This window comes from Methylovorus mays (assembly GCF_020531915.1).
Classification (GTDB): Bacteria; Pseudomonadota; Gammaproteobacteria; order Burkholderiales; family Methylophilaceae; genus Methylovorus; species Methylovorus mays.
The window spans coordinates 740,502-761,909 of sequence record NZ_JAJAVG010000008.1 but is presented as its reverse complement, the minus strand read 5'-3'; the positions used below and the strand labels follow the sequence as shown (position 1 = coordinate 761,909).

The window sequence follows — 21,408 nt, the reverse complement described above, 5'->3', positions numbered from 1 at the left end:
ATGCGAATTTTAGCGATAACCAATCAAAAAGGTGGCGTAGGGAAAACCACGACCTCCGTCAATCTGGCAGCTAGTTTGGCAGCCACCAAGCGGCGTGTGCTGCTGATCGACTTGGATCCTCAGGGGAATGCGACGACAGGCAGTGGCATTGATAAGTCGGCTTTAAAAAGTACTGTATACCATGTGCTGATCGGTCAGAAATCCTTGAAAGACGTGATACAGCGTTCGGAAAAAGGCGGTTTTGATGTGGCGCCTGCAAATCGCGACCTGGCGGGTGCCGAGGTAGAACTGGTCAGCGAAATTGCCCGGGAAGTTCGTCTCAAGAATGCACTGGCATTGCTGGATGGCGAATACGATTATGTATTGATAGATTGCCCTCCTTCCCTGAGTCTTACAACCGTGAATGCACTGACTGCCGCACATGCGGTCATGATTCCCATGCAGTGCGAGTACTACGCGCTTGAAGGATTGTCTGACCTGGTCAACACCATCAAAAAAGTACGTGCATATCTAAATCCAACGCTTGAAATTGAGGGGTTGCTACGTACCTTGTTCGATAACCGGAATATGTTGGCCCAGCAAGTGTCTGCCGAGCTCGCCAAGCACTTTGGTGACAAAGTCTATAGAACGGTGATTCCTCGTAATGTCAGGTTGGCTGAGGCTCCTAGTTATGGTGTCCCTGTGCTCTTTTATGATAAAGCCTCAAAAGGGGCAAAAGCATACCTCGCCCTCGCGGGTGAAATCATCAATCGAAAGCCGACCGCCAGTCAGGCCGTCAGTTAAGGAACTCCCATGGTAAAACTCAAAGGTCTGGGTCGCGGCCTGGATGCATTATTGTCAGGTGATATGGAAACGGTACGCGATGCCGATACTTTAAGGTCTCTTAAGGTTGGTCAGTTGCAGCCTGGCAAATATCAACCACGCACGCATATGGATCAAGAGTCGCTATCCAGTCTTGCTGACTCTATCAAGGCTCAGGGCATCATGCAGCCTATCGTGGTGCGTTTGTTAAGCGATGAGCATTACGAGATTATTGCTGGTGAACGTCGTTGGCGTGCCGCTCAGTTGGCGGGCTTAGAAGAAGTGCCGGTGCTTGTGCGTGAAATTGCGGATGAAGCTGCTCTGGCAATGGCCCTGATTGAGAATATTCAGCGCGAAGATCTCAATCCTCTTGAGGAATCCAACGGTATAAAGCGTCTGATTGAAGAGTTCAGCATGACGCATGAAGCCGCCGCCCAAGCCGTTGGCCGGTCACGCAGTGCTGTCACCAATCTGTTGCGTTTGCAAAATCTGCATAGCAATGTGCAGGAGATGCTGATGATAGGCAAGTTGGATATGGGGCATGCGCGAGCGCTCCTCACACTGCCTGAGGTTAAACAAATTACGGTAGCCGAACATATTGCTCAGAAAAGCCTCTCGGTGCGAGAAGCCGAGAGGCTGGTAAAGCAGATGCTGACTGAGCCAAAAGCCAAGCTTGAAAAAACGGTAGATCGAGACGTGCTGGCACTACAAGAGGAAGTTTCGCAATCGCTTGGTGCACAGGTTGAAATCAAAGCGAGCAAAAAAGGCGCTGGATTTGTGAAAATCCATTATGCCAATCTGGATCAGCTAGACGATTTTCTAAAACGCCTGAAAGCAGGCCAGTCGTAATTTAGCTTGACTTGCAGCTGATTAAACAAGAAAATCTTGGGTTTTTATGGTCAGGCGCAGCGTGTCTGGCACATAAGATGCTAATGCAGGGTTACGTTGTATGGATGCAGTGCTCAGTCAGATGATAAAAAGGCAGGTGTTGGCGACTGCTCTGGTTGCACTGATAGCTTATTTGCTTATCGGTTTACATGGTGCCCTTTCGGCGTTAGCCGGTGGTGGTGCCGCCATACTAGGTAGTTTGGCGGCTGCAAAAAAACTGCAATCCAGCGCTGCTAAAAATACGCCAGGTTCAGCATTAGCTAATTTACTGGTGGCAGAAGTCATCAAAATCGCGGTGATTGCCATCGCACTGTTGCTTGTATTCACGCTCTACCGAAATTTGATACCGTTGGCCTTGATTTTTGGTCTGGGCTCAGCGGCCATCATGTCGGGAGCAGCAATTTTTACTTTAAACGAAAAGAATAACCTTTAGGTTGACGCAATGGCTGCAGAAAAACTTACTCCATCAGAATATATCGGTCACCATCTGTCATTCAATGCCAAGTCCGTTGGCGACGGCAGCTTCTGGGTATTGCATTACGATACCCTGATCATGTCAGCCATCTTGGGTGTGGTCGTGTTTGGCTTCCTGTGGTGGGTAGTGCGCGGCGCTACTTCTGGCGTGCCTAGCAAGCGTCAGGCGTTTGTTGAGCTTGCTGTTGAGTTTGTTGATGATCAGGTCAAGAGCATTTTTCACGGCAACCGCCATGTGTTTCTGGCTCCGCTGGCACTGACGGTGTTTGTATGGGTGCTGTTCATGAATGCCATGGACTTCCTGCCCGTCGACATTATGGCCAAGTTTTACCATATTATCGGCCTTGAGCACTGGCGTAGCGTCCCTACTTCAGACATCAATGCAACATTTGCACTTGCTTTGTCCGTATGGGTGCTGATGATTTTCTTCAGTATCAAAGTCAAAGGCCTGGGCGGCTGGATACACGAACTCTTCTGTTCCCCTTTTGGTACCAACCCCTTGATCTGGCCAGCCAATCTGGCGTTCAACCTGATTGAATACATTTCCAAACCTCTTTCTCACTCACTGCGTCTGTTCGGTAACATGTACGCAGGTGAAATCATTTTCTTGCTGCTGGGTATGTGGGCGGCAACGGGCTTGGCAGGTACCTTCTTTGGTGCATTGCTGGGCGCTGGCTGGGCGATCTTTCACATTCTGATCGTTGTGCTGCAGGCATTTATCTTCATGATGCTGACCGTTGTCTACATTTCGATGGCGCATGAAAGTCACTAAGTATTTAAACGTTTTAATCAACTACAACTCTCGAAAGCCGAAAGGAAATTAAATGGAGAACTTGCAACTTTTAGCCATGATTCAAGCATACACCGGTGTTGGTATCGGTCTGATCATTGGTCTTGGCGCAGCTGGCGCTTGCGTAGGTATCGGTATCATGTGTGCTAGCTTCCTGGAAGGTGCAGCTCGCCAGCCAGAAATGATCCCAGCTCTGCAGGGTAAAGTGTTCCTGCTGCTGGGTCTGATTGACGCTTCTTTCATTATCGGTGTTGGTCTGGCTATGATGTTTGCTTTCGCAAACCCACTCCTTGCCGTTGTTGCTCAATAACGTTTGATAGTTAATAAGCGGATTGAACTAACAGCTCGGGAGCAAATATGAACATCAACCTGACACTATTTGCGCAGGCCGTCTCCTTTGCCATTCTGATCTGGTTCACAGTGAAGTTTGTCTGGCCTCCTCTTTTGAAGGCTATTGAGACGCGTCAAAAGACCATCGCGGATGGTCTGGCTGCAGGTGAACGTGGTAAACAAGAGCTTGAAGCCGCAACGCAGCGTTCGACTGCTGCTGTTGAAGAGGCAAAGCTGAAGGCATCTTCGATCATCGCGCAGGCTGAAAAGCGTGCAACTGACATCATCGAAGAAGCGAAAAACAACGCTAAAGCTGAGGGTGATCGCATCCTTGCTGGTGCCAAGGCAGAAATCGATCAGGAAGTTAACCGTGCGAAGGAAGGTTTGCGCGCTCAGGTTTCAGCATTAGCTGTTGCCGGTGCGGAAAAAATCCTGCGCAAGGAAATCGATGCCAAGGTTCACGCAGACATGCTGAACACCATCGCTAACGAGCTGTAGGAAGATCATGGCTGAAGCGATAACCATTGCAAGACCTTATGCCGTAGCGGCTTTCCGCTTGGCAAAGGAAAAGAACGCACTCGCGAACTGGTCTGACATGCTGAATTTCGTTGCGCAAGTCGTAGCGAATGAGCAGATGAAGGCTTATATCGATGATCCCAAGGTCAATGCAGCTGATATTGAAAAGGCTGTACTGACCGTGGCCAGCGGCAAAATTGATGACCAGGTGACCAACCTGATCAAGTTGCTGGTGGAGTATCGTCGCCTGGCTGTCATGCCAGACATCGCCGCTGCGTTTGATGAACTGAAAGCGCAAGATGAAGGCGTGCTTGAAGCTGAAATTACCGCCGCATCCCAACCTAGCGACGCCGATATTGCCGGCGTGGTGAAGCGTCTGGAAGCCAAGTTTGGTAAGAAGGTCGAAGCAAGCGTTAAAGTGGATCCGGAATTATTAGGCGGCATCAAGATTGTAGTCGGCGATACGGTAATAGACGCATCCGTACGTGGCCAATTACAACAGTTGGCCTACACGCTGAAAGGTTAGGAGAGAATTATGCAGTTATCTACATCAGAAATCAGTGAGCTGATTAAGAGCAGGTTAGAGAATTTCTCCACCAGTGCCGAAGCGCGTACTCAAGGTACGGTTATTTCGGTGACTGATGGTATCGTTCGTATTCATGGCCTTTCCAATGTGATGGCCGGTGAAATGATCGAATTCCCTGGCAACACATACGGTCTGGCTTTGAACCTGGAGCGTGATTCTGTGGGTGCCGTGGTTCTGGGTGACTACGAAAAGATTACCGAAGGCGACATCTGCAAATGCACAGGTCGCATTCTGGAAGTGCCAGTAGGTCCTGAACTGGTTGGTCGCGTGGTGAATGCACTGGGCCAGCCTATTGATGGCAAGGGCCCTATCAATGCCAAGCTGACAGACAAGATTGAAAAGGTTGCTCCTGGCGTTATTGCCCGTAAGTCGGTTTCGCAGCCAGTACAAACCGGTCTGAAGTCTATCGACTCCATGGTGCCAGTTGGTCGTGGTCAGCGCGAGCTGATCATTGGCGATCGTCAGACAGGCAAGACCGCTGTAGCCGTTGATGCCATCATCAATCAAAAGGGTCAGAACATGACCTGTATCTACGTTGCGATTGGCCAAAAGGCTTCCACTATCGCCAACGTGGTACGCAAGCTGGAAGAGCACGGCGCTATGGAATACACCATTGTCGTAGCCGCTTCTGCTTCTGACTCTGCCGCCTTGCAATTCCTGGCACCATACGCAGGTTGCACCATGGGTGAATACTTCCGTGACCGCGGCCAGGATGCACTGATTGTGTATGATGACTTGACCAAGCAAGCTTGGGCTTATCGTCAGATTTCCCTGCTGCTGCGTCGTCCACCAGGCCGTGAAGCTTATCCAGGTGATGTGTTCTACATCCACTCCCGTCTGCTTGAGCGTGCAGCTCGCGTGAACGAAGATTATGTAGAGAAGTTCACCAACGGTGAAGTCAAGGGCAAGACAGGTTCCCTGACCGCCCTGCCTATCATTGAAACTGCCGCAGGTGACGTTTCCGCGTTCGTTCCTACCAACGTGATTTCGATTACCGATGGTCAGATCTTCCTGGAAACTGATCTGTTCAACGCCGGTATCCGTCCTGCTATCAACGCTGGTATTTCGGTATCTCGCGTAGGTGGTGCAGCGCAGACCAAGGTTATCAAGAAGCTGGGCGGCGGTATTCGTCTGGCACTGGCTCAGTATCGTGAACTGGCTGCGTTTGCGCAGTTTGCCTCCGATCTGGATGAAACCACTCGCAAGCAGCTGGAACGTGGTCGCCTGGTGACCGAGTTGATGAAGCAGGCTCAATATGCCCCGCTCAACATCTCTGACATGGCCGTGACCTTGCTGGCAGCCAACAAGGGTTATTTCGATGACGTGCCGGTTGCCCGTGCACTGGCATTCGAATCCGCCTTGCATGCTTTCCTGAAGTCCAAGTACAAGAACCTGCTGGATAAGATTGAAACTACCCAGGATCTTGGCGGTGACGACGAGAAGGCTGTGGAAGCCGCAATTAAAGACTTCAAAGCAACGAATGCTTATTAAGCCTTTGGCGATTTAAGTATTCACGAGACAGGCAGACGAGACAATGGCCGGTAGCAAAGAAATTCGTACCAAGATCAAGAGTGTTGAAAATACACGCAAGATCACCAAGGCGATGGAAATGGTCGCCGCATCCAAAATGCGCAAAGCGCAGGAGCGGATGCGGTCGGGCCGTCCTTATGCTGAAAAGATCCGCAATGTGGCGGCTCACCTTTCTCATGCAAACTCTGAGTACAAGCACCCTTTCCTGATTCAGCGCGCTGAAGTCAAGAATGTGGGCCTGATTGTGGTCAGCTCGGACAAGGGCTTGTGCGGTGGTTTGAATACCAACGTATTGCGTTTGTCGCTGAATCAGATGAAAGCATGGGAATCGGCTGGCAAGGGTATTGCGGTAAGCGCGATTGGCAACAAGGGGTTCGGCTTCATGAACCGCGTAGGTGCCAACGTGAAATCGCATATCACTGGCTTGGGTGATGTTCCCCATCTGGAAAAGCTGATCGGTACGATCAAGGTCATGCTGGACGCGTATGTAGCTGGTGAAATCGACCAGTTGCATATCTGCTTCACCCGTTTCATCAATACGATGAAACAGGAACCGGTCATGGAGCAACTGCTGCCATTGAACGGTGAGCAGATGGGAACAGCACAAGGCCACTGGGACTACATCTACGAGCCTGAAGCACGTGAAGTCATTGATGAGTTGCTGACGCGTTACATCGAGTCGCTGGTATATCACGCTGTTACCGAAAACATGGCATCCGAGCAAAGTGCCCGGATGGTAGCGATGAAGGCCGCATCCGACAACGCCAAGAACGTCATCGGCGAGCTGAAACTGGTTTACAACAAGGCCCGCCAAGCTGCGATTACCAAAGAAATTTCAGAAATTGTCGGTGGTGCGGCTGCCGTTTAAGGCAGCAGCGGTGTAACGAATTAAGATAAAGATTGAGGATACCAAGATGAGTCAAGGTAAAGTTGTTCAGTGTATTGGTGCGGTGGTTGACGTTGAATTCCCACGCGACCAAATGCCTAAGGTATATGAGGCACTTGTTTTAGATGAAGAGAACTCCACAGCAGAAGCTGGTCTGACGCTGGAAGTTCAGCAACAACTGGGTGATGGCGTGGTTCGTACCATTGCCATGGGTTCCAGCGATGGCCTGTCCCGCGGCATGAAGGTAAAGAGCACCGGCAACCAGATTCAGGTTCCGGTTGGTCACGGTACTTTGGGTCGTATCATGGACGTTCTGGGTCGCCCTATCGATGAAGCAGGTCCGATTGAGTGTGATGAGCGCCGCTCCATTCACCAGAAGGCCCCTACCTTTGAAGAGCTCTCCCCTTCTGTTGATTTGCTGGAAACCGGTATCAAGGTGATTGACCTGGTATGCCCGTTTGCCAAGGGTGGTAAGGTTGGTCTGTTCGGCGGCGCTGGTGTAGGCAAGACCGTGAACATGATGGAACTGATCAACAACATCGCCAAGCAACACGCCGGTCTGTCTGTCTTCGCCGGTGTAGGTGAGCGTACCCGTGAAGGTAACGACTTCTACCACGAAATGAAGGATTCCAACGTTCTGGACAAGGTAGGCATGGTGTTCGGTCAGATGAACGAACCACCAGGCAACCGTCTGCGTGTAGCGCTGACCGGTCTGACCATGGCTGAGCGTTTCCGTGACGAAGGCCGTGACATTCTGTTCTTCGTTGACAATATTTACCGTTATACCCTGGCTGGTACCGAAGTATCCGCGCTGCTGGGCCGTATGCCTTCTGCTGTAGGTTACCAACCTACTCTGGCTGAAGAAATGGGTCGTTTGCAAGAGCGTATTACCTCCACCAAGGTGGGTTCCATTACTTCCATCCAGGCCGTTTACGTACCTGCGGATGACTTGACTGACCCATCCCCAGCCACCACCTTCTTGCACTTGGATTCCACTGTTGTGTTGTCCCGTGATATTGCAGCGCTGGGTATCTACCCTGCTGTTGATCCGCTGGACTCCACCTCACGTCAGCTCGATCCATTGATCGTGGGCGAAGAGCACTACAACGTGGCACGTGCTGTGCAATCAACCCTGCAGCGTTACAAGGAACTACGTGACATTATCGCGATTCTGGGTATGGACGAACTGTCTCCTGAAGACAAGCTGGCTGTAGCCCGTGCACGTAAGATTCAGCGCTTCCTGTCGCAGCCTTTCCACGTAGCTGAAGTGTTTACGGGTTCTCCAGGCAAGTACGTTACGCTGAAAGACACCATCAAGGGCTTCAAGGCGATTGTGGATGGTGAGTACGATCACCTGCCAGAACAAGCGTTCTACATGGTAGGCGCGATTGAAGAAGCCGTAGAAAAGGCAAAAACCTTAAACTAAGCTAGTCTTAAGGAAACTTAAATATGGCATCCACAATACATCTAGACGTCGTTAGCGCAGAAGCTTCCATTTTTTCGGGTGAAGCCGAATTCGTGGTGGCTCCTGCCAAGCTGGGTGAGGTTGGTATTTATCCCAACCACACTCCGCTGATTACGACGATCAAACCTGGCGTGTTGCGCGTCAAGGTGGCAAACGAGGCTGAAGAGCAGGCGATTTATATTTCTGGCGGCATGCTGGAAGTGCAGCCTGGCATTATTACTGTCCTTGCTGACACTGCGATTCGTGGTCATGATCTGGACGAAGCCAAGGCCGCTGAAGCCAAGGCCGCAGCAGAAGAAGCAATGAAAAACAATGCTTCTGAAATCGATTATGCCCGCGCCCAGGCTGAACTGTCAGAAGCGATGGCACAGCTCCACGCCATTGAACGTCTGCGCAAGAAGTCGCATTAAAGAGCAGCGAGAGTAGCTCACGGAAAGGCAGCCTCTGGCTGCCTTTTTTGTTTATACTTGAAACATCAGAAATCACACTCCACCATGCTGAATATACTCATACTGGCCGCGGGTAAGGGCACCCGCATGCATAGCGACTTGCCTAAAGTCTTGCATCCCGTCGCTGGCAAACCGATGCTTGCGCATGTCATTGAAACCGCCAAGCAACTTTCCCCCAGCAAGATTCTGGTTGTGTATGGATTTGGCGGCGATGCAGTGCCTATTCAGTTCCGTCATGAAAACATTCAGTGGGTACAGCAGGCAGAGCAATTGGGCACGGGGCATGCTGTGATGCAGGCTTTGCCTTTCCTTGACCCCGAAGCCAGTACCTTGATCATGCTGGGCGATGTGCCATTAATCAGCGTGCAGACTTGTCAGGAACTCCTGAAGAGTCAAGCTAAGCTGACTTTACTGACCTTTGCCAAGGCCAATCCTTCAGGTTACGGTCGTATCGTGAGGAATGCGCAGGACGAGGTAGTGGCGATTGTAGAACACAAAGATGCCAGCGAAGAGCAGCGCCAAATCAATGAAATCAATACTGGGATCATGGCCGTGGACAATCATGCATTGTCGGAATGGTTGAAAAACCTCGGTAATGACAATGCTCAGGGCGAATACTACCTGACCGATATTGTCGGCATGGCAAGTCAGCATGGCATCGCTGTCGGTGGTGTACTGGCACCTAATGAGTCTGAAATAACAGGCATAAACAGTAAGTCCGATCTGGCGGCGATTGAGCGTTGCTTTCAACAGCAGCAAGCTGCGCAATTACTCCAGCAAGGGGTTACCCTAAGCGATCCGGCCAGGATTGATATACGCGGCAAGTTGACCGTTGGGCGTGATGTCAGCATCGATGTGGGTTGCGTGTTTGAAGGTGATGTAACCCTGGCCGATGGCGTGCGGATTGGACCGTACTGCGTCATCCGTAATGCCAGCATCGGCGTTGGCACCACTATCGCGGCGTTTACCCATATCGATGATGCAGAGGTCGGTAAGCAAGCCAAAATTGGCCCATACGCGCGGCTTCGCCCTGGCACGGTCTTGCAGGATGACACGCATGTTGGCAATTTTGTCGAACTCAAAAATGCCCAGGTCGATGTGGGTAGCAAAATCAATCATCTCAGCTATGTAGGCGATACTACCGTAGGTAAACAGGTGAATATCGGCGCCGGTACCATTACCTGCAATTACGATGGTGTGAACAAATTCCGTACCGTGATTGGCGACAATGCGTTCATTGGCTCTGATTCGCAATTGATTGCGCCCGTCACCATTGGAGCAGGCGCTACCATAGGGGCAGGCTCTACCATCAGCAAGGATGCCCCAGCGGGCGAGCTCACAGTCGCGCGCGGTCGCCAGGTGACAGTCACCGGCTGGAAACGTCCGGAAAAAATCAAGAAGTAACCCACCACAAGGAAAGCAAGTCATGTGCGGTATCGTAGGTGCAGTAGCCAAACGCAATGTAGTGCCAATATTGATTGAAGGCCTGAGTCGGCTTGAATATCGCGGTTATGACTCGGCAGGTATCGCCGTGTTGAATCAGGGCATACAGCGCGTGCGAGCCGTGGGCCGTGTGAGTGAAATGCAGAACAAAGCCAACGCGCAACAGCTCAGCGGCTTTGTGGGTATCGGGCACACACGCTGGGCCACGCATGGTGGTGTGACTGAATCCAATGCTCACCCACATGTATCCAAGGGCGAAATCGCCGTCGTGCACAATGGCATTATTGAAAACCACGATGAACAGCGCCAGCGCCTGAGCGCATTGGGCTATTTGTTTGAGTCGCAAACCGATACCGAGGTCATTGCGCATCTGGTGCATTATCATCATACGCAAGGTAAGTCTTTACTATCGTCAGTGCAGGCTGCCGTAAAGGAGTTGACGGGTGCTTTTGCGATCAGCGTCATCTCCATCAATGCCCCGGAATTAATGATTTGCGCCCGTCAGGGCTGCCCGCTGTTGATTGGTCTTGGCCAGGGTGAAAACTTCATAGCTTCAGATGTCTCGGCCGTATTGTCGGTAACCCGTAGCGTGATCTATCTTGAAGACGGCGATGTTGGGGAAATCCGTGAGGATGGCGTTAGCATCTACGATGGCAATGGGCAAGTTGTGGAGCGCACAGTACACATGAGCGATGTCTCTCTGGCCTCCATGGAGCTTGGCCCCTTCTCGCATTTCATGCAAAAGGAGATACACGAACAACCCCGCGCACTCACAGATACGATAGAAGCGCTGATTGACGATGCCAGCTTTTCGCCCGCTTTGTTTGGTCAGGGAGCGGAAGAAGTATTCGCTGAGGTGGAGAGTGTACTGATACTCGCGGCAGGGACCAGCTATTATGCCGGGCTCACAGCCAAGTACTGGCTGGAAAGTATCGCACAGGTTCCCACATCGGTAGAAATCGCCAGTGAATATCGCTACCGTCGATCCGTGCCTAATCCCAAGCAACTGATTGTGACCATTTCACAGTCAGGGGAAACGCTGGATACCATGGAAGCACTGAAGCACGCCAAAAGCCTGGGACACACATTGACATTGGCTATATGCAATGTGCAGGAAAGTGCTATTCCACGCGCATCGCGCCTGATCCTGTATACACGGGCCGGGGCTGAAATTGGCGTGGCTTCCACCAAGGCATTCACTACCCAGTTGGTTGCTTTGTTCACCTTGGCTGTTACGCTGGCCAAACAGCATGGGCGTCTGGCAGAAGGCCAGGAGCAGGATTATCTGGATGCTTTGCGTCACCTGCCCGGCAGCGTTCAGTATGCGCTGAACCTTGAGCCGCAGATTCGGGAATGGGCCACCTTGTTTGCCAACAAACAGCATGCCTTATTCTTGGGGCGTGGCATCCACTACCCCATTGCTCTGGAAGGCGCACTCAAGCTCAAGGAGATTTCTTATATCCACGCTGAAGCCTACCCTGCGGGCGAATTGAAACATGGCCCTCTGGCCTTGGTAGACCGTGATATGCCGGTTGTGGTGATTGCCCCCAATGATGTGTTGTTGGAAAAAGTGAAATCCAATATGCAGGAAGTGAAAGCGCGTGGGGGCGAGTTGTTTGTGTTTGCCGACGCTGACAGCCACTTCACCGAGAGTGAGGGGGTACATGTTATTCGCACCCCGCGTCATGTGGGTGTGCTATCTCCCATTCTGCACACTATTCCGGTACAGCTGCTGGCCTATCATGCCGCCCTGCTCAAGGGCACGGATGTTGATAAGCCAAGAAATCTGGCTAAATCGGTAACGGTGGAATAAGCCCCCATTTCTGTTATCCCATCTACACATTTCATATTGGATCGAAGTCAGGCAAAGGCCAGCCTAGGACTGCTGGCTAGACTTTGATCTGCCTCGCTTTCTTCTTGGATCCACGTTTTATCCTGATATTCATGAAATCCCACGGCACGCAGATTGCTTGGTGAATAAGATATGGACGACTTTAAACGATGCATCTTAGTTTAAAGCTCGTCCATGCCTGGCAAGCGTATTGCCAAGCATTCTGCAGCAGAATAGGCTTTGTATCGCTATCTTCAGGATCAGGCATGGATTCACCCCGGTGATTGCCGTTTGCCAGACCAAAGTGCAGGAATATCGTGTTATTGGGATTGGCCCAAAAAGAGTGCTAGCGCAAGCGCCAGCAGAACGAAAATCAGGGCAAGTGGCGCACTAAACATGAGCAGGCTTGATATACATACGGATGCAGGGGACACGGTGGATATTCCCGCCATATTGAGCTTTGCCCTCAATAAGGTGACGGAATCCATTTTTCTGATTGATCCCTCTTCCCGTATTCGCTATGTCAATCAGGAATGTTGCCGGACTCTGGGCTATAGTGAGCAGGAACTGCTGGCCATGCGAGTGGCAGACATTGATCCAGGCGTGGATCAAGCTGCATGGGACCAACACTGGCAGGAACTCACCGGCAAAATCTCGCTTACCTTCGAGAGTCGGCACCGTACTCATCAAGGCAAGCTTTTGCCTGTCGAAATCAATGCCAATTATGTGGAATACGCGGGCACAGCCTACAACCTGGCGCTGGTGAGGGACATTTCAACGCGCAAGCACTTGCAGGATCAACTGGAAGCCAGTGAGGCCAAGTTTCGCGATCTGGTCGAGCATGCACCGGATATTTTCATCAGATACGATCGCGACTGCCGTCGCATTTTTATCAGTCAGGCCTACGAAACGGTATACGGCATACCCTTGGAAAATGTCCTGGGGAAAAAGCCGACAGAGGTGTGGGGCAAGGCATGGATGGCCCCAGAGGAATACGAAAACCAGCTGCAGCAGATCATGCGTTCGCGCAAACCGGGCAATATTGAGCTGCAGTGGGTAACGGCAGATGGGCAATACGTATGCAAGTCTTTGCAGGTCGCCCCAGAGTTTGATGCGCAAGGTGATGTTGTCAGCGTACTGAGCATTACCCGGGATATTTCCCAACGGCGGGCTGCGGAGAATGCATTGCGGTTGCGGGATGAATACCAGCGTGCGCTTATCGACAATTTCCCCTTCATGGTCTGGCTGAAAGATCGGCAAAGCCATTTACTGGCGGCCAATGCTGCGTATGCAGAGTGGGCGCAAGCGTCGTCGCCCCGGGATGTTGACGGCAAAACAGACTTTGATCTCTTCCCTGAAGAGATTGCCAAAGCCCATATCGCCAGTGATCAGGTCGTACTGGATAGTGGCAAACCATGGCATGCCGTGGACCAGGTGACAGACAAGCATGGCCGCCCACGCTGGATGGAGATATACAAATCTCCAGTACGGGTGAATGACGAACTCAAAGGGATTGTGGGTTATGCCCGGGATGTTACCGAAGCAAAGCTTAACGAGCTGGAGATCATGCGTCGGGAAATCGAGCTGCGCACCTTGATTGATAACACGCCCGATGCCATTACCCGCTTTGATCTCGAGGCAAGACGTATCTTCGTCAATAATCGCAAGTTGGAAAAGCTGGGCGTAGAGCGTAGCGCGGTCCTAGGCAAAACACCATCCGAATTCCCCGGAGGCCCGCTCTTTGCTGAATACGAGCAAAAAATACTCGATGTTATCTCTACCCGCCAGCCTGGCTTCATGGAAATGTCGGGCAGCACTCCGGAAGGCGAAAGCTGGCATTCGCACATCCGTATCGTGCCCGAGCTGGATGAGCAAGGCCGGGTACAGCAAATTCTGGCTGTCGAACGGGATATTACCGAGCTGGTCGCCTACCGTGAGCGTGTCTACTATCTTGCTTACTATGATTCATTGACCAACCTGCCCAATCGTACCTTGTTCAATGACCGCATCAGTCAGGTGCTGATGGAAGCCGAGTGGAGCAAGCAGAAGTTTGGTGTGATGGTGCTGGATCTCGATCATTTCAAGAGCATCAACGATAGCCTCGGGCATCTGGTTGGCGACGAATTGTTATGTGCTACCGCGGATCGCTTGCAGATGGCTATCCGCACCTATGACACGGTAGCGCGCATGGGGGGGGATGAGTTTGCCATTCTGCTGCCGGATATCCGCAAACCGGACGATCTGGCAACGATTGCCAGCAAAATCGTGCAGGTGATTGCGCAGCCTTTCCATATTCAGGGCAAGGAGCTGTTTATCTCAACCAGCGTCGGCATAGCGACTTATCCGCTTGATGGCGAAGACCAGGAAGCCTTGTACAAATGCGCCGATGCAGCCATGTATCACGCCAAGAGCATGGGGCGCAGCAACTATCAGTTTTACAGCCATGATCTAGGCTCAAAAGCATCGGAATATATTGCGATTGGCACTTCCTTGCGGCATGCCTTGCGGAATAATGAGTTTGTCCTGCATTTTCAGCCACAGATTGATCTTTTGACCGGCAAGCTACTGGGGGCAGAGGCCCTGCTACGCTGGAACCATCCGCTACGTGGCATGTTGCAACCTGCTGACTTTATTGGCGTGGCGGAAGAAAGCGGTCTGATCGTCGAGATAGGCGAATGGGTACTGGAGAATGCATTCAAAGCCATCGTCGAGTTGAATCAGGAGCGTCATGACAAACTGACCATCGCCATTAATCTTTCTGCCCGTCAGTTTCTATATAACGATTTGCTGGCGGCCGTTACACGCCTGCTGGAGCAAACCGGATGCCTGCCCGGATGGGTGAAGCTGGAAATCCGGGAAAGTCTGCTGCTGGAGGAAAATAACGAAGTCATGGCTGTACTCAATGCGTTCAAGGCCATGGGCATTACTATCGCGATTGATGATTTCTGCACGGGCTATTCAGCACTCAGCTATCTTGGTCAGTTCCCGGTGCGCCAGGTCAAGATTGATCGACTATTCATGCAGGATGTCGTGCAGCAACAGGATAGGGCCGAGCTGGTGAATGCGATCATCCGTATTGCCCAGGCCTTGCATCTGGAGCTGGTCGCAGAAGGCGTGGAAAGCGCCAGCCAGCTGAAATTTTTGCGCGAAAAGGGCTGCACCATGGCGCAGGGGTTCTTCCTTGGCAAGCCCATGCTACTGGAAGAGTTGGAGCAACTTAAGCCGGAGATGCTGAGCAACGCTTGATTATCATGCCCTGCATGAAGAGAACAGGCTGCGCCCTCCGTTGTTATTCCACGTCGATACGTGCTTTGTGCGGAGCACGCCGCATCAAGCCATCCCATAGCCAACACGGCAATATTCTTAGCAAGCGAGCTACCCAGCCCATCTGCCAGGGAATCACCACAAAGCGCTTCTTGGCGGCAATCGCCTGAGCGAATTTGCTGGCGGCCACATCCACATCCATCAAAAACGGCATGGGATAGGTATTCACATCCGTCATGGGTGTACGGATGTAACCAGGGGCAATGGTGGTGACAGCAATACCATGTGGCAGCATCTCGATGCGCAGGCTTTCCAGATAAGCAATCGCTGCCGCTTTGGAGGCACTGTAAGCGCCTGCACCCGGTAGGCCCCGTATTCCAGCTACACTGGCAATGCCCACCAGCTGGCCCTGCCCAGCTTGCTGCATGGCCGCGATAAACGGCTGAAAGGTATGCACCAGACCTTGCACATTAATGGCCATGACCGCAGCAAATGCCGTGCTATCTTCCTTGATGGCAGTAAGCGTGCCTCGACTGACACCAGCATTGCCAATCACAATATCCGGCACCCCGTGTTTGCTCATGAAGTCGGCAGCTGCTTGCGCAAGGGCCTTGGCATCGCGCACATCCAGCGCATAAGTTTCACAAGCCCCGGCGTATTGCTGGCGGAGTGCGATTAAGGGCTCTGCGCGACGTGCAGCCAGCCCCAGTGTTGCTCCCAGCCCCACATAGTGCTGCGCCAGTGCCATACCTATGCCGCTGGAAGCGCCGGTAATGAAGACTTTTAATGTATCAGCCCGCCGGGCATGGGCCGTGGCGGGCTGGGAAGGTCGCGTGGAACTCACGGGTCTGATTACTTGCCGCCGCGTTCCTGCTTGGCCTTGGCGATCAGGAAATCCGCGACTTTCAGCGCCTGGTCATTACCACCGGCCATGCTGCTGGAGGTGATATATTTGCCATCCACAATCAGGGTGGGAACGCCTGTTGCGCCCGAAGCACGGAACACTTGGATGGCGCGCATGATTTTGGTATTGCTCGAGAAGGAGTTGTAGGCCTCTTCTACCTTCTTGCGATCCAGGCCGCTTTGCTTGACCAGCCAGTCTACAAAAGCCTTTTCGTCATCAGGACGGAAAGCACGCTGCTTGTGGATGGCTTCGAACAAAGGACCATGCAGCTTTTCCAGCACGCCCAGCGATTCCATGGCGTAATACGCTTTGGCCATCGGCGCCCAGTCAGGACGAGGCACGCCGGGGATACGCTTGAACACCACATCGGCCGGCAGCTTCTTTACCCAGGCGTTGATGGCAGGCTCCATCTGATAGCAGTGGGGGCAGCCATACCAGAACAGTTCAATGACTTCGAGCTTGCCATTGCTATCGCTGGGAATACTCTGCACGGTCAGGTTGTAATCGGTGCCGGCTTGCGGGTCTGCTGCCATGACATGGGTGGAAACCAGAAGCAGCAAAGCCGCCAGGAATTTTTTCATGATACTGATCCTTCTTGAGGTAAGTTGTAATCGACTAACGCATTAAGCTGGTTGCGGCTGACAGGCTTTATCCAGGCGTACTGCTGTTTACTTTGATCAGGTCAACCTTAAATCCGTTCTGTACCAGCTCTTCGCGGGATTTATTTATTTGGTCGACATTGGCAAACGGGCCAACTCGCACACGGTGCCATACCCCTTTGTTAGGGATGGTGGCAGTTTGCACGATGGCTTCCAGCCCCAGCAGTGCCAGCTTGGCCTTCATGTTGTCGGCTTCCTGCTCGGTCTGAAAAGCCCCGACTTGCAGGAAGTAGCTTTCCTGCACTTTGGCGGCTTCTGGTGCGGCCTGTTTCTGCTTGATCTCTTGTTCCGTTACCTGGGTTTCGCTGCCGGGCAGGATAGTATAGAAATCAAAACGTGGTTTTTCCGGGGTATCGGCATTCTTTTCAGGCTTGGGCAAGGCGCTGGTATCCGCCTTGGCGGTTTCCTGAGCGGCTTTGCCGGGGGCACGGCTGACAAATGGACTGTCGCTGCCTTTCACCATGATGGCTACCGCGACCGACAGGCCAACACCCAAGACCAGCCCAACCAGCAGTCCGGAAAAGAACGGGCTACCCTTGGACTTGCTACTGCCTTTGCTCGATGAGGCGCTGCGGGGTTTGTAATCTCTGCTCACAATATCTCCTTGCTTTCGCTTTTATCTGGCCTACATTTTTTCCGGGGCGCTGACGCCCAGGAGATCAAGGCCATTTTTTAATACCTGGCGTGTAGCGCTGATCAGGGCCATGCGGGCCAGCTTGAGTGCGCTATCTTCTACCAGGAATTGCTGTGCGTTGTAATAGCTGTGCAGGTCGCTGGCCAGCTCTTTCAGGTAATTGGCGATCATATGCGGTGCCAGTTCATCTGCCGCATTTTTGACAACATCCGTGAACTCATCCAGACGCTGCAGCAACGCAGCCTCGTGCGGGGCATCCAGACGACTGAGGTCAGCACTGGCCAAGGTGCTTTCATCGCCACCCCATTGCCCCAGCACGCTGCAGATACGGGCATGCGCATACTGGATGTAATACACCGGATTGTCGTTGGTTTGTGCTCGTGCCAGATCAATGTCGAACACCAGTTGCGAATCCGCCCGACGCGCAGCCAGGAAATAGCGCGTGGCATCGCAGCCCACCTCTTCGATGAGGTCGCGCAGGGTGACATAGCTACCCGCGCGCTTGGAGAGTTTGACTTCCTCGCCACCTCGCATCACCGTTACCATCTGATGCAGCACATAATCTGGCCAGCCTGGCGGAATGCCGATATCGATTGCCTGCAAGCCTGCGCGCACACGGGTAATGGTGCTGTGATGATCGGCGCCCTGCTCATTGATCACGCGTTCAAAACCACGCTTCCACTTTTCCACGTGGTAGGCCACATCAGGCACAAAATAGGTGTAACCGCCTTCGCGCTTGCGCATCACACGGTCTTTGTCATCGCCAAAGTCGGTGGTCTTGAGCCAGAGCGCGTCGTCCTGCTCATAGGTATGGCCGCTATTGATCAGGGCTTGTACCGTACTTTCCACCTTGCCTTCGGTATAAAGGCTGGATTCCAGTGAGAACACATCAAACTTGATCTGGAATGCCTGCAGATCAAGATCCTGCTCATGTCGCAGATAGGCCACGGCAAAGCGGCGTATGGATTCCAGATCATTGACGTCACCACTGGCAGTCACCTGCTGATCGTCCGCCACGACGGTTTCGCCTGCCAGGTAAGCCTTGGCAATATCGATGATGTATTCACCGCGATAGCCTTCTTCAGGGAAGGTCGGATGCTCAGGGGTGAGCCCTTGCGCACGCGCATGGACGGACTTGGTCAGATTGTCGATCTGGGCGCCTGCATCGTTGTAATAGAACTCGCGCGTGACATCCCAGCCATTGGCTGCCAGCAGCCGTGCCAGGCAGTCGCCGACTGCTGCACCCCGGCCGTGGCCCACATGCAGTGGCCCCGTGGGGTTGGCGGAGACAAATTCCACTTGTACCTTGCGGCGCTGACCAGCACTATTGTGGCCGAACTGGTCACCCTGCTCGCGTATCTGTGCAATCACGCCATGGCGTGCCTGACCATTCAGGAAGAAATTGATAAAGCCAGCCCCTGCGATTTCCACCTTGGCAACATACTCAGAGGCAGGAAGTGCCTGAATCAGGCTCTCGGCAATGGCACGTGGGTTCTGGCGCAAGGGTTTGGCCAGCATCATGGCCAGATTGGTGGCAAAATCGCCGTGGTCGGCAGACTTCGGGCGTTCCAGCTGAATCGAAAGACTTGCGCTATCGACCCCCAGGCTTTTTGCGGCCTGGGTCAGTAATTCGGTAAGATGTGCTTTCAAGAGAGTGAAGTCTATACAATATGACGAAAGTCGCTATTCTAACCCATTGACCAACAACGCTCACCACCCGATTCAATATCTGTTTCAATGATCCCTACCCCATCTCCCATGGGCATCCTGCAAGTGGCACTGGATGTTCCTATCGACAGCCTGTTTGATTACCTGGATGGCGGCTTTGATGTCGCCGTGGGGCAGCGCGTGGTAGTGCCTTTCGGCCGTCGGCGGCAAATCGGCATTGTGGTGGGCAAGAGCGCGGTCAGCGAGGTGCCTTCCGCCAAACTGAAGGCGATCGAAACAGCGTTTGTTGATGAACCGCCGCTGGATCCGGATACCTTTGCCCTGTTGCGCTTTTGTGCGGATTATTATCAATACCCGCTGGGGCAGGCTCTGCTGGCCAGTTTGCCTGGGCGTTTACGCCAGACCGAGCCTGCGGTGTCGCGCAAGCAATATGCTTTTCGCCTGTCTGCCGTGGGCCTGGCCGCCGATATTGAGCAATTACCCCGGCGCAAGCTTATCCAGCGCAAGCTATATGCCGCCTTGCGTGAGCATGGCGTACTGCATGAAAGCGCGTTGCCAGAGATTTCTGCCAGTTGGCGCGGCGCCATGCAGGGCTTGCAGGAGTCTGGCTGGGTAGAAGCGGATGAGGTGCTGGCAGGGTTGTCGGCTTCGGTGTCAGCCGCCGTACCGCCGCCGCCATTAAACGAAGACCAGACCGCTGCCCTGCAGCGTATGCAGGCCAGCGAGGGATTCAAGGCATGGCTGCTGCATGGCATCACCGGCAGTGGCAAAACCGAGGTTTACATGCAGTGGCTGCAACTTATGCTGGCGAACAATGATGGTCAGGCGCTGGTGCTGGTGCCGGAAATCAATCTGACCCCGCAGCTGGAGGCGCGTTTTCGCAGCCGCTTGCCGCATCTGCCCATGGTGGCCCTGCATAGCAACCTGGGCGAGGCCGAGCGCTTGCAGAACTGGCGTCTGGCCCAGTCCGGCATTGCCCGTATCGTGGTGGGCACCCGCCTGTCGGTATTTACTCCACTGCCCAGGCTGCGGCTGGTGATTGTGGATGAAGAGCACGATGGCTCTTACAAGCAACAGGACAGCATGCGCTACCATGCACGCGATCTGGCCATGGTGCGGGCGCAACGGGCGAAAGTGCCCATCCTGCTGGGCTCGGCAACGCCATCCCTGGAAACCTGGCATAACGCGCAAACCGGCAAATATGGCTTGCTGACGCTACAAAACCGGGCTGTTGCCAAATCGCAGTTGCCCCGTATCGCTTGCATCGATACCAATCGCGTTGAATTGCAGGATGGGCTCTCCCCAGCCCTGATCGAAGCACTGCGCCAACGCCTGGAGCGCAAGGAGCAAAGCCTGCTGTTCATCAATCGGCGAGGCTACTCGCCGGTGCTGCTGTGCAATGCCTGTCATTGGATTGCCTCATGCACCCGCTGTAGCAGCCGACTGGTGGTCCATCTGCGGCAGAGTCGCTTGCGATGCCATCACTGCGGACATGAGCAGAAGATCGTGCGGCAGTGCCCAAGCTGTGGCAATGCCGATTTGCACCCTACTGGCCATGGTACGCAGCGTCTGGAAGAAACCCTGGCGCGCCTGTTCCCCACGGCACGCATTCAACGCGTGGACCGCGACAGTACGCGGCGCAAGGAAGCCCTGGCAGATATCCTGCAGGCGGTGCATGCCGATGAGATTGATATTCTGGTGGGCACCCAGATGCTGGCCAAAGGCCATGACTTTCCCAATCTGACGCTGGTGGGGGTGGTCGATACCGATAGTGCACTATTCAGCCCGGACTTTCGGGCGGCTGAGCGCCTTTTTGCCCAATTGATGCAGGTCTCTGGCCGGGCGGGTCGGGCTGACAAACCAGGTGAAGTGCTGATTCAGACCACCTTCCCCGAGCACAATCTGTTCAATGCCTTGCGTAAGCACGATTATGTGGCATACGCAGATTCACAGCTGCAGGAACGGCAGCTGGCGCAATTTCCGCCCTATGCTTTTCTAGCCCTGCTGCGTGCTGAGGCCAATCAGTATTCACTAGTGCAGGATTTTTTGAATGATGCGTTGGTATTGGCAAGGCAGCTAAGTGAGCATGTGCTTACGTATGATCCGGTGCGGCCTCAGATGGAAAAGCTGAAGGGCATGGAGCGGGCTTATCTGCTTATGCAGGGCGAGAGCCGTTTGCAGATTCAGCAATTATTGCGACAGCTGGTGCCGCAGTTGCGTGCCCATCCATTAGCCAGCAAGCTGCGCTGGACGGTCGATGTAGACCCCCTGGAATTCTAGTGCTTGTTTG

Annotated in this window: 19 protein-coding genes; 15 read left to right on the top strand and 4 right to left on the bottom strand. The window is 53.2% G+C overall.

Annotated elements, in window-relative coordinates; genetic code table 11:
• From LG203_RS13925 to LG203_RS13860, 14 genes are all read left to right on the top strand, one after another.
• Positions 1-783 (top strand): ParA family protein, encoded by a 783-nt coding sequence (locus LG203_RS13925; protein ID WP_230346306.1) that lies wholly within the window; start codon positions 1-3, stop codon positions 781-783.
• A 9-nt stretch (positions 784-792) separates the two neighbouring features.
• Complete coding sequence (locus tag LG203_RS13920; protein WP_230346305.1) at positions 793-1,650, top strand: ParB/RepB/Spo0J family partition protein; 858 nt, start codon at positions 793-795, stop codon at positions 1,648-1,650.
• Positions 1,651-1,750: 100 nt separating this feature from the next.
• Positions 1,751-2,122 (top strand): ATP synthase subunit I, encoded by a 372-nt coding sequence (locus LG203_RS13915; RefSeq protein WP_230346304.1) that lies wholly within the window; start codon positions 1,751-1,753, stop codon positions 2,120-2,122.
• A 9-nt stretch (positions 2,123-2,131) separates the two neighbouring features.
• A complete protein-coding gene (atpB, locus tag LG203_RS13910) occupies positions 2,132-2,935 on the top strand; it encodes a F0F1 ATP synthase subunit A (protein ID WP_230346303.1) in 804 nt (267 codons plus the stop codon).
• 52 nt (positions 2,936-2,987) lie between these two features.
• Positions 2,988-3,263, top strand: a complete 276-nt coding sequence (gene atpE, locus LG203_RS13905) for a F0F1 ATP synthase subunit C (protein WP_015831243.1) — start codon at positions 2,988-2,990, stop codon at positions 3,261-3,263.
• 47 nt (positions 3,264-3,310) lie between these two features.
• Positions 3,311-3,781, top strand: coding sequence for a F0F1 ATP synthase subunit B (locus LG203_RS13900; RefSeq protein WP_013443521.1), 471 nt, complete (start codon positions 3,311-3,313; stop codon positions 3,779-3,781).
• Between the two features lie 7 nt (positions 3,782-3,788).
• Entirely contained in the window at positions 3,789-4,325 is a 537-nt protein-coding gene (locus LG203_RS13895; RefSeq protein WP_013443520.1) for a F0F1 ATP synthase subunit delta, read from the top strand.
• A gap of 9 nt (positions 4,326-4,334) precedes the next feature.
• Positions 4,335-5,876 carry a F0F1 ATP synthase subunit alpha gene (gene atpA, locus LG203_RS13890; RefSeq protein WP_013443519.1) on the top strand — a complete coding sequence of 514 codons (1,542 nt, stop codon included), beginning with the start codon at positions 4,335-4,337 and terminating at the stop codon, positions 5,874-5,876.
• Positions 5,877-5,919: 43 nt separating this feature from the next.
• On the top strand, positions 5,920-6,783 hold the full coding sequence (gene atpG, locus LG203_RS13885) for a F0F1 ATP synthase subunit gamma (protein WP_230346302.1): 864 nt from the start codon (positions 5,920-5,922) through the stop codon (positions 6,781-6,783).
• 46 nt (positions 6,784-6,829) lie between these two features.
• On the top strand, positions 6,830-8,227 hold the full coding sequence (gene atpD, locus LG203_RS13880; RefSeq protein ID WP_230346301.1) for a F0F1 ATP synthase subunit beta: 1,398 nt from the start codon (positions 6,830-6,832) through the stop codon (positions 8,225-8,227).
• 23 nt (positions 8,228-8,250) lie between these two features.
• Entirely contained in the window at positions 8,251-8,676 is a 426-nt protein-coding gene (locus LG203_RS13875) for a F0F1 ATP synthase subunit epsilon (protein ID WP_013443516.1), read from the top strand.
• A gap of 84 nt (positions 8,677-8,760) precedes the next feature.
• Positions 8,761-10,119: a bifunctional UDP-N-acetylglucosamine diphosphorylase/glucosamine-1-phosphate N-acetyltransferase GlmU gene (gene glmU / locus LG203_RS13870; protein WP_230346300.1), complete on the top strand. Its 1,359-nt coding sequence runs from the start codon at positions 8,761-8,763 to the stop codon at positions 10,117-10,119.
• Between the two features lie 22 nt (positions 10,120-10,141).
• Positions 10,142-11,971, top strand: coding sequence for a glutamine--fructose-6-phosphate transaminase (isomerizing) (glmS, locus tag LG203_RS13865; RefSeq protein ID WP_230346299.1), 1,830 nt, complete (start codon positions 10,142-10,144; stop codon positions 11,969-11,971).
• Between the two features lie 414 nt (positions 11,972-12,385).
• Positions 12,386-15,235, top strand: coding sequence for a bifunctional diguanylate cyclase/phosphodiesterase (locus tag LG203_RS13860; protein WP_230346298.1), 2,850 nt, complete (start codon positions 12,386-12,388; stop codon positions 15,233-15,235).
• 43 nt (positions 15,236-15,278) lie between these two features.
• Here the strand turns inward: LG203_RS13860 and LG203_RS13855 are convergent, their stop codons facing one another.
• The 4 genes from LG203_RS13855 to argS form a co-directional block, all read right to left on the bottom strand.
• Positions 15,279-16,097 (bottom strand): SDR family oxidoreductase, encoded by an 819-nt coding sequence (locus LG203_RS13855; RefSeq protein WP_230346297.1) that lies wholly within the window; start codon positions 16,095-16,097, stop codon positions 15,279-15,281.
• 8 nt (positions 16,098-16,105) lie between these two features.
• A complete protein-coding gene (locus LG203_RS13850; protein WP_230346296.1) occupies positions 16,106-16,738 on the bottom strand; it encodes a thiol:disulfide interchange protein DsbA/DsbL in 633 nt (210 codons plus the stop codon).
• Between the two features lie 67 nt (positions 16,739-16,805).
• Positions 16,806-17,411: an SPOR domain-containing protein gene (locus tag LG203_RS13845; RefSeq protein ID WP_230346295.1), complete on the bottom strand. Its 606-nt coding sequence runs from the start codon at positions 17,409-17,411 to the stop codon at positions 16,806-16,808.
• A 30-nt stretch (positions 17,412-17,441) separates the two neighbouring features.
• Complete coding sequence (argS, locus tag LG203_RS13840; RefSeq protein WP_230346294.1) at positions 17,442-19,100, bottom strand: arginine--tRNA ligase; 1,659 nt, start codon at positions 19,098-19,100, stop codon at positions 17,442-17,444.
• 87 nt (positions 19,101-19,187) lie between these two features.
• Between argS and LG203_RS13835 the strand changes: the two genes are divergently transcribed.
• Positions 19,188-21,398, top strand: coding sequence for a primosomal protein N' (locus LG203_RS13835; protein WP_230346293.1), 2,211 nt, complete (start codon positions 19,188-19,190; stop codon positions 21,396-21,398).
• The last annotated feature ends 10 nt before the right edge of the window (positions 21,399-21,408 follow it).